1 protein-coding gene is annotated in these 240 nt (G+C 57.1%); it reads left to right on the top strand.

Features of this window, described 5'->3' with window-relative positions; all coding sequences use genetic code 11:
• Positions 1-240, top strand: a 240-nt coding sequence (locus ACYQ8U_RS23465; protein WP_459947960.1) for a putative Ig domain-containing protein, incomplete at both ends; no start/stop codon positions are given.

The raw sequence follows: 240 nt of genomic DNA, 5'->3' as shown, positions 1-240 counted from the left end.
AGCGCCGCAGATTGAATCGGCACCGCCGGTCACGTCAGTAGCAGGTGCAACATATCAATATGATGTAGATGCGACAGGTCTCCCAGTTCCCAGCTATATCCTCAATAGTGGTCCTGCGGGCATGACCATCGACCGGGTGACCGGGCTGCTGCAATGGGTCCCTGATGCACCCGGCAGTTTTGCGGTGACGGTGAGTGCCCAGAACTCTGAGGGTGTCGACAGCCAGACATTTACCATCAC

The organism is Desulfocastanea catecholica, from assembly GCF_054657295.1.
This window is presented reverse-complemented; position numbering and strand designations above follow the sequence as displayed.